At 45.3% G+C, this 8533-nt stretch carries 13 protein-coding genes; 3 read left to right on the top strand and 10 right to left on the bottom strand.

Annotation, left to right across the window (positions count from 1 at the left end; translation table 11 throughout):
- From LWH95_RS20320 to LWH95_RS20310, 3 genes are all read right to left on the bottom strand, one after another.
- On the bottom strand, positions 1-362 hold a 362-nt coding region (locus LWH95_RS20320), incomplete at its 3' end, for a hypothetical protein (protein WP_232920249.1).
- 91 nt (positions 363-453) lie between these two features.
- Complete coding sequence (rlmH, locus tag LWH95_RS20315; protein WP_232920248.1) at positions 454-933, bottom strand: 23S rRNA (pseudouridine(1915)-N(3))-methyltransferase RlmH; 480 nt, start codon at positions 931-933, stop codon at positions 454-456.
- 80 nt (positions 934-1013) lie between these two features.
- On the bottom strand, positions 1014-1184 hold the full coding sequence (locus LWH95_RS20310; RefSeq protein WP_133485295.1) for a CxxH/CxxC protein: 171 nt from the start codon (positions 1182-1184) through the stop codon (positions 1014-1016).
- Positions 1185-1368: 184 nt separating this feature from the next.
- On the opposite strand from LWH95_RS20310, the gene LWH95_RS20305 reads away from it, so the two are divergent.
- Positions 1369-1782: a hypothetical protein gene (locus tag LWH95_RS20305; protein WP_133485293.1), complete on the top strand. Its 414-nt coding sequence runs from the start codon at positions 1369-1371 to the stop codon at positions 1780-1782.
- A gap of 32 nt (positions 1783-1814) precedes the next feature.
- On the opposite strand, the gene fdhA is transcribed toward LWH95_RS20305, so the two are convergent.
- The 6 genes from fdhA to LWH95_RS20275 all read right to left on the bottom strand — a co-directional run bounded on the left by fdhA (position 1815) and on the right by LWH95_RS20275 (position 6263).
- Positions 1815-3041, bottom strand: coding sequence for a formaldehyde dehydrogenase, glutathione-independent (gene fdhA, locus LWH95_RS20300; protein ID WP_232920247.1), 1227 nt, complete (start codon positions 3039-3041; stop codon positions 1815-1817).
- 62 nt (positions 3042-3103) lie between these two features.
- Positions 3104-3274, bottom strand: coding sequence for a hypothetical protein (locus tag LWH95_RS20295; RefSeq protein WP_232920246.1), 171 nt, complete (start codon positions 3272-3274; stop codon positions 3104-3106).
- A 208-nt stretch (positions 3275-3482) separates the two neighbouring features.
- A complete protein-coding gene (locus LWH95_RS20290; RefSeq protein ID WP_232920245.1) occupies positions 3483-3722 on the bottom strand; it encodes a DUF2651 family protein in 240 nt (79 codons plus the stop codon).
- Positions 3723-3738: 16 nt separating this feature from the next.
- On the bottom strand, positions 3739-4902 hold the full coding sequence (locus LWH95_RS20285; protein WP_232920244.1) for a hypothetical protein: 1164 nt from the start codon (positions 4900-4902) through the stop codon (positions 3739-3741).
- A 10-nt stretch (positions 4903-4912) separates the two neighbouring features.
- On the bottom strand, positions 4913-5650 hold the full coding sequence (locus tag LWH95_RS20280; RefSeq protein WP_133485282.1) for a YiiX/YebB-like N1pC/P60 family cysteine hydrolase: 738 nt from the start codon (positions 5648-5650) through the stop codon (positions 4913-4915).
- Between the two features lie 142 nt (positions 5651-5792).
- Positions 5793-6263, bottom strand: coding sequence for a GNAT family N-acetyltransferase (locus LWH95_RS20275; RefSeq protein WP_003236492.1), 471 nt, complete (start codon positions 6261-6263; stop codon positions 5793-5795).
- Between the two features lie 110 nt (positions 6264-6373).
- Between LWH95_RS20275 and rapG the strand changes: the two genes are divergently transcribed.
- Together rapG and LWH95_RS20265 are read left to right on the top strand one after the other, a co-directional pair.
- Positions 6374-7471, top strand: a complete 1098-nt coding sequence (gene rapG, locus LWH95_RS20270; protein ID WP_148982253.1) for a response regulator aspartate phosphatase RapG — start codon at positions 6374-6376, stop codon at positions 7469-7471.
- Entirely contained in the window at positions 7472-7588 is a 117-nt protein-coding gene (locus LWH95_RS20265; RefSeq protein ID WP_060399931.1) for a Phr family secreted Rap phosphatase inhibitor, read from the top strand. It begins immediately after the preceding gene.
- Positions 7589-7621: 33 nt separating this feature from the next.
- Here LWH95_RS20265 and rocF read toward each other — a convergent pair whose 3' ends face one another.
- On the bottom strand, positions 7622-8512 hold the full coding sequence (gene rocF / locus LWH95_RS20260; RefSeq protein ID WP_003236498.1) for an arginase: 891 nt from the start codon (positions 8510-8512) through the stop codon (positions 7622-7624).
- Between the last annotated feature and the right edge of the window lie 21 nt (positions 8513-8533).

The following is an 8533-nucleotide window of genomic DNA, read 5'->3' as shown; positions in this document are numbered from 1 at the left end:
GAGAATTTTGTTTTTTTTCTTGGTATTCTATTAGCACAACTCCAATAGTAAAATTTGGAATCTATTTTTCTACCTATAAAATTTAAGATTGCATGCGACACTATTTGATCTTCAATTTCCATAAAAGAGTTTTTTCTTAATAATCCATTATTTTTAGGCATTAAAAAAATTTGCTTATTAGAAAACCTATACTGGTTATTCTTCAACCTATGATAAAGGTCCAAAATTATTTGATCGATGTATGTATCATAAAAACTCATCTCTGAATGTATTTTAAACTTTGTTACATCTTGGACTATAGAGTATCTACATCTCATCCAAGCAATATATAACTCCTCTTTACCAAAGGGATCTTTAACCATTAAATAAACTCTCTCTTTCTAAAAAAAATTATAATGTCATTTCACTTACCTCTAGTAACATTAATTTCAAATGACGACGTGAAGTCCCTACTTATTTATGATAAGGCTCCCCACGATTAATCCGAAAAGCCCGATAAATCTGCTCAACTAGTATGAGACGCATCAACTGATGAGGAAACGTCATCTTTGAAAACGACAGCTTTTCATCCGCTCGCTTCATCAATGCGTCGCTCAATCCGAGTGATCCGCCGATGACGAAGGTGACTTTGCTTTTTCCATAAGTAGCCAGCTTATCTATTGTATCGGCTAGTTCTTCGGATGTTTTCATTTTTCCTTCGATGGCGAGGGCGATGACGTGGGCGTCGGGGCTGATTTTTGATAGAATGCGGTCGCCTTCTTTGTCTTTTATGATTTTCATGTCCTGGTCGCTTAGGTTTTCCGGCGCTTTTTCGTCCGGGAGTTCGATGATGTCGATTTTTGCGTAGGCCGAAAGTCGTTTGGTGTATTCTTCAATGCCTTGCTTAAGGTATTTTTCTTTTAGTTTTCCGATTGTCACAATATTGATATTCACAGGTCATCCCCACTTTAAAAACAAGTTATTCATATATGTTGTCCACAATTGTGGATATCTTTTCTGTATTTTGTGTAAGATCATTCGTTCCCCACTATATATACTGCGGGGTCTCCACATAATTCACAGGCTGTGGATAAACTGTTAGTATGTTCGATTTTTCTGATTTCGGGCGGCAGTTCGTGGTCGTCTATGTACATATCCAGCACCGTTTCGATGTGTTCTTCACAGGAAAAATACGTTTGTTTCATGTTCAAATCCTCCGATGGTTTCTTGCGTTTTTGCAAATATTCTCTTCCCAATATAACCTATTTATTCACATGTTAGTAGTGCTTCGGGCTGAGTTTTATCCACAATTCGACAAACAAGCTGTTGATGACTCTATTTCGCTCGTGTGTTAGTTTGGATGTAATCGAAGTATGGGGAGGTCTGCATTTGCGGCTTAGATGGGTTTGGCTTTTTGTGATCATGTTGCTGCTTGCTGGGTGTCAGCCGTCTTATTGGGTGTTAGAGAAGGAACGGATCGGCGAAGGCAGTTCAGACTTAGAAATATACGCGAATTATCTTCAAATGCATGATGATGTAAAAGGATATCAAGTCTTCACCATATCAGAAGGCAAAAAAATGGTCGTGGTGTCTCTCGGAAGCAGCGAGAAGGATAAGAAGCTTGAGGTGTCAGACGTCAAATACTCGCCTAAAGAAACGATTGTAACTGTGAAACGAAAGCCGGCTCCCGAGGAAAATGAGAAAAACCCTTATATTCTGATTGGACTGGACAAAATCGAAGGGGATTTAATTGTCCAAGACGAATCAGGAGATCGCTTTGAAGAAACCGATTATCAGCAATAAAGCCGGCGTTCGATTGAACCGCCGGCTTTTTTTTATTTCAATGTTCCATGCGGATCAATCACAAATTTCTTCGCCGCTCCTTTGTCAAAATCGCTGTATCCTTTTGGCGCGTCGTCCAGAGAAATGACAGTGGCGTTGACGGCTTTTGCGATTTGCGCTCTGCCGCTGAGGATCGCTTTCATCAAGTTGCGGTTGTATGTCATAGCGGGTGTTTGCCCGGTGACGAAGGTGTGGGCTTTGGCCCAGCCAAGTCCGAAGCGGATTTTTAATGAGCCTGTTTTGGCGTCCGCATCCTTTGCACCGGGATCTTCGGTCACGTATAAGCCTGGAATGCCGAGGCTTCCGCCGACCTGGGTGACGTCCATGATTGAGTTCAGCACGGCGGCTGGCGCTTCTCCTTGGCTGCCGTGCCCGGACGCTTCAAAGCCAACACAGTCCACTGCGGCATCAACGGTCGGTTCACCTAGTATTTGTTCAATTTGCTCGCCGAGGCGGTCGTGTTTTTTCACGTTGACCGTTTCACAGCCGAAGCTTCTCGCCTGTGCCAGTCTGTCTTCGTTCAAATCCCCGACAATGACTGTAGAAGCGCCAAGCAGCTGGGCGGAGTGTGCAGCGGCTAAGCCGACAGGTCCCGCTCCAGCGATATAGACGGTTGAACCTGTTTGCACGCCCGCTGTGTACGCCCCGTGAAAGCCAGTCGGAAAAATGTCGGATAACATGGTCAAATCGAGAATCTTTTCTAACGCCTGTTCTTTATCAGGGAATACCAAAAGCTGAAAATCGGCGTACGGCACCATGACGTATTCCGACTGTCCGCCGACCCAGCCGCCCATATCGACGTAGCCGTAAGCCGATCCCGGCCGATCCGGATTGACATTCAGGCATACATGCGTTTTCTGCGTTCTGCACATCACACAGCGCCCGCAGGCAATATTGAAAGGAACGGATACAATGTCGCCTTTTTTGATAAATTCAACATCCCGCCCCGTTTCAATCACTTCTCCCGTAATTTCATGCCCGAGCACCAAGCCTTCAGGCGCTGTTGTGCGCCCCCGCACCATATGCTGGTCGCTTCCGCAAATGTTGGTTGTAATGACCTTCAAAATAACCCCGTGCTCACATTTCCGGTTTACATTCGCCTTCGGAACGCCGGGCCCGTCCTTCAAGATTAACTCTGGATAACCGATATCCTCCACCGCTACAGTCCCTTTGCCTTTGTACACAACCGCTTTATTTCCTGTCAACGCCATTCCTCCCATTCATGTGTTTGGACTTTGCGCCCTTGAACATGACTTCGGTTCGGCATGACCCTTTCCCTTTTTCACGACTGTTTTTTCTGTATTCTTCCAACAACAAATATGCCAAGAAAGCAGCCGATAATGGTTCCGAGGATGTCCAACCAATCTGCTTTACCTCCGTTTAACAGGAACATCGTAGCCGCCGAAATCACACTGATGATAACGGCCAGAAGAATGACACGTTTGGTGTGCATATGATTCCTCCTTTATCTGCATCCATTTTATATATTTATTTTACAACAATTAACACTTTGTTTGTTTTAAAAGGCCATTCGAGATTTATAGTTTTGAATCACGTTTAGATGGAGGCTGGACAACGTTCTATCATTGATATGTATCAAATTGCGCAACAGAAAAAAGAGACTTCACAAGTCTCTTCATAAACAGCGATCAGTTGAATAATCATTTCCTGAGAAATAATGTGACCACACTGGTTCCTAACGCAATTGCAGTATAGAGCACAACCCAAAACAAAAATGAACTGTTGCCAGATGCTAATGTAAACAACAAAATGATGCTCGCCATTAGGACAATGAGCGGCGCCACCCAAAATCTCTTAAATAAAAAATGACCCGCTATACCAAATACACCTGCGATGATCGGAAAACCAAAAACGATTAATAACACAGCGATGGCTCCCATACTAACCTCCTTGCCCTTAAAACCCCTTCATCACCTCAAAATCATACAGCTTCAAATGACTCTTCGGCGTCACGATCTCCTTTACCTTCCCAATCTCTTTTTCCTTCACTTTCTTTCCGGTTTTCAGACTGTACTGTTCAATGTATGCAGGCTTGTTATACGTGTATGTGAAGAAATAGAGGCTGCTGCCTTTTTGGGTGATTTCTCTGAAATCGGCTTTCATTTTGTCTCGGGAAAGGGTGAAGGCGGTGCTTGTTTTTCCTGTCTTTGCATCGATTTTGTATCCCTTTCCGAAGCCGTCAATGAAGTACAAGTGCCCGTCATAAGGGAAAAAGCTTCTTTTAAAGCTGAAGGGCATGGAGCTGTATATCGTTTGTTCGTCGTTTTTGTATTCGGCGATGTCGTGCAGCTCGACTTCGCCGCTTTTCTTGTTGATCTTGACCATTTGATAGAGATTGCGGGCTTTTTGGCCGCGAACCATAAAATAAACAGCCTGATCGTCCACAGCAAGCTGGGATTCGACTGAGGCTCCTTCCCGGTACTGCCATTCCGTTATGGTGTGATAGGTGAGCTTCTTTTGATCTGCTTGAATCTGGAGGAGCTGATAGCCTTTTTCGTCAGCTGTCGGGACGAGTGCGTAAATAACGCCGTCATGAAAACCGGAGGCGCGGATGTAGTAGGGGATGACGTCTTTTTTCCACTCTCCGTCGATCTGGCGGTATAGCTCTGAACGGTACCCGTCTCCCTTTTTGTCGTAGCCTGAGTTGTATAGGGTGTAAAAGCCGTCCGTGTTTTGCAGAAAGCCTGCGCTGTCTCCGGTGTGCTGATAGGCTCTTTTATGGGAGCGCAAGCCGTTTTTGATCGTGTAAATCGTGTTTTTATCCTCCAGCATCACACTGTTGCCGTGTACCTTGGCTGAGCCTAGCTCAAGGCCCTTCATCTGAAATGAAGACAGCGACCCGTCTCGGCTGATAAACAGGGCGTAGCTTTTCCCGCCGCCAAATGCATCTTGATCCGCAGAGGATGAGAAATACAGCAGGGCTTCTTTGTCATCCAGAAAATCGGCGTCTCTAAGATCCTGCTGATTCACCGCTTTATGGCTTGTGAGAGGAGAAACAAAGACAAATAGCGCGATTCCTGCGAGAATCAGCAAGGCGATAGCGATCATCCTCTTTTTCATATCCTTCTCCTTAGTAAATGGTCATGATGGTTGTCGTATAGGAAGAGCTGGTGATGTCGCGCGGATACACGCCTAAGCCTCCGTTGCTGTCGATATCAATGCCTGCTTTCAGCAAAAAGGCAGACCATAGGAGCTTTGAACAGTTTTTGGCGCCGTCATGGCCGGTATTTCTGTTATTGACGAAGTTAAATGAATATGGGTCGCCGACTTTTGATACCGCCCAGTCGGCAGCAGATGTTTTTTGAGATGAGGTGACGCTGACTGTTTGTACGATGGAGTTGTCTTCCACGTCTCTGGCATTGTAAGCGATCTGCCTGACGCCGTCGCTCGGGACAGATTCAACAATTTTGTCAGCTGCGGAGTACATGCCGACGTGGCCGTGATTGTAGTAGGCTGTGTAGGAGTTGGTGTAATAGATATTGCCTTTCGCACTTGTCGGGAGTTTTTTCGTGCCGGACGATCCGCCCATGACAGACATGCCGCTTTCCTTGGCGAGTCTATCGCCTTCTGCTTTATCAGCTGTGATTTCCTTATAGAACTGTTTCAGAATGACGTCTTGCTTTACGTGTTGCTGTTTGGCAATCTGGCTGGCGGACTTCATGATTTCTTCTGGTGTCGTGCCTGGCTGCAGTGCGGCGATTTCTTCAGCATAGTTTGTGGTCTTTACGGCTTTCGCGGGAGAAACAAACAGGCCGCCGCACATTGTAAGCGCTACCAAAAATATTGACACCCGTTTCTTCAACTTCATTACATCTCCTCTTTTCTTGTGAATGTAGGAAAGGTGTTTTCCTCACCCACATTATATTAGGAAAATAAGGAAAGTAACTAGGTGATTTACAGAATTTTTAGAAATCATTTACAGAAAAAAGGCCTTTATCAGGCCCTTTTCGTTACAGCTTCTTGCTCATCACCACGTCCGTTTCTTGAAATCCGATTCGCTCATATAGCTTCCGCGCCGTCTGATTATGGGCAAAGACGTGTAGGGAAAGCTTCCGAATTCCCATGCTGCGAGCCGTCTGATCTAGTGCCGCCAATGCTTGCTTTGCGTAGCCCTTGCCGCGGTACGGTTCATATAACCCAAAGTCATAAATAAACGCTTCCTGCTGCGGATGCTCCGGCTCAGCATGGATCCAGAGCCAGCCAACGCTTTCCTTTTCATTCAGCGTAAGGCTCCATACATGGTGATGGAGTGTTTCCAGACCTTTCGGAAGCAGATTAGAAAAGGTCTGCTTAGACAGGCGCAGTGCGTCTTCAGGCTGCCAAGTTCCCGCTTTTACCTTTTCTTCGGCGTAATGCTTTGTTGTGTACGTGAGATAAGACCGAAATTCTTCTGTCTGCATAGGGGTCAGTATGATTGTCATATCATCTCTCCTTCATATATTGACTAGAGGATTTTACATAAAATAGAAAGAGGTGTTACTATCAGAATAAGCAACTGAGATTGATAAGACACTAGAGAAAGGAGTTTCACATGAATAAAATTGCACCCGCAGAAATCGCTAACATGCTCAATGATTGGTATCTTGCCATCAAGAAACATGAAGTTGAAGAGTCCGCCCGTTGTTTTGAAGAAGTGAAGCCTTTATTGGATGACATGGAAGAGGATCAGGAGGTGCTTGCCTACTTCTCCTTATTGGAACTGCGCCATAAGGTTTTGCTTCACGAGGCGAGAGGACAGGGCTTTCAGCATGAGGAGCCTTCTCATATGAATGCTACGTCTGACCTGCTGAAATATTACTTTTTTCTATTTGAAGGCATGTATGAGGCCTATAAAAATAATTATGACATTGCCATTGGGCTGTATAAAGATGCAGAGCAGTATCTCAACAACATCCCCGATCCGATTGAGAAAGCCGAATTTCACCTGAAAGTCGGTAAGCTCTATTATAAGCTTGGGCAAAATATTGTGTCCCTCAACCATACACGGCAAGCAGTCAAAACGTTCAGGGAAGAGACCGATTATAAAAAGAAACTGGCCTCAGCACTGATCACCATGTCAGGCAATTTTACCGAGATGAGCCAATTTGAAGAAGCCGAAACGTACTTGGACGAAGCGATTCGGATCACGAGAGAATTAGAGGATCATTTTTTCGAAGCCCAGCTCTTGCATAACTTCGGACTTCTCCATGCGCAAAGCGGCAAATCAGAAAAGGCGGTCTCCAAATTAGAAGAGGCCTTACAGAACGAAGAATACGCCCGCTCTGCCTATTACTATCATTCTGTCTACTTGCTGATACGAGAGCTGTTTAAAATCAAAAAGTACGAACAGGCTGTATCTTATTACCAAGAAGCGAAGGAAAAATTGACTGTCGAGCCGAATAGAATATGTGAGGCAAAAATAGATATTTTATATGCCATTTATGCAAAAGGAGGTCATGCGGAAACGTTTCACTTATGCAAACAACATATGGATGATTTGGTGTCCGAGAAAGAGTATGACAGTGTAAGAGAACTTTCCATTTTGGCTGGCGAACGGTATAGGGAGCATGAGCTTTACAAAGAAGCTGCCCACTTTTTTTATGAAGCATTACAAATTGAAGAACTGATCAAACGAACGGAGGTTATATAAATGAAAAAATTTCTGATTGGTGCAGGCGTAGCAGCAGTGATTTTATCAGGATGGTTTATTGCGGACCATCAAACCCATACACAGGAGATGAAAGTCGCTGAGAAAATGATTGGATAATAAAGAAAACCCCCGCGGCGCGGGGGTTTTTTGTTACAGCAATTTCTTCCCTAGCAGGGATTCAACGAGCTCTACCGCTGTTTGGCCAGTCTTGTTTTCATGATCAAGAATCGGGTTGACCTCAACGAATTCAGCTGAGGTGATGATGCCTGCGTCATACAGCATTTCCATAGCCAGATGGCTCTCCCGGTAGCTGATGCCGCCGACGACAGGGGTTCCGACACCCGGTGCGTCGTTCGGATCAAGTCCGTCCAGATCAAGGCTGAGATGGACGCCGTCACATGCTGATAAATAATCAAGGGTTTCTTCAATCACCTTTGTCATGCCGAGACGGTCGATTTCGTGCATCGTGTACACCTTCATGCCGCTTTCCTTAATATACTTGCGCTCTCCTTCATCAAGTGACCGGGCGCCGATGATGACGACGTTTTCCGGTTTGATTTTAGGCCCGTATCCTTCAAGGTTAACCAATGACTCGTGGCCGATGCCAAGGCTGACGGCAAGCGGCATGCCGTGAATATTTCCGGATGGTGATGTTTCCAGTGTATTCAGGTCGCCGTGCGCGTCATACCAGATGACGCCGAGATTATCGTAATGCTTCGCTGTGCCTGCCAGCGTGCCGATCGCAATACTGTGGTCGCCGCCCAGGACAAGCGGGAATTTTTTCTCTTCGATGACTTGGTTGACCTTCTGAGCCAGTTTTTCATTTCCCGCCAAAACAGAATTCAGGTTTTTCAGTTCCTCGTCATTTTTAATCTTTTCGCGGTTGATCGGAATGTCACCGAGATCTTCAACCGTATACCCCATGTCTGACAGCCTCTCGATCAAATGGGCGTACCGGATGGCACTCGGGCCCATGTCCACTCCGCGTCGTGCTTGTCCTAAATCCATTGGCATTCCAATAACCGAAATCGTTTTATCCATCTGTGATTCCACCTCAACATA

The organism is Bacillus sp. G16, assembly GCF_021282335.1.
In the GTDB taxonomy this organism is placed as follows: Bacteria; Bacillota; Bacilli; order Bacillales; family Bacillaceae; genus Bacillus; species Bacillus inaquosorum.
The sequence above is the reverse complement of the archived record's forward strand: the minus strand, read 5'-3'. Positions and strand labels throughout refer to the sequence as shown.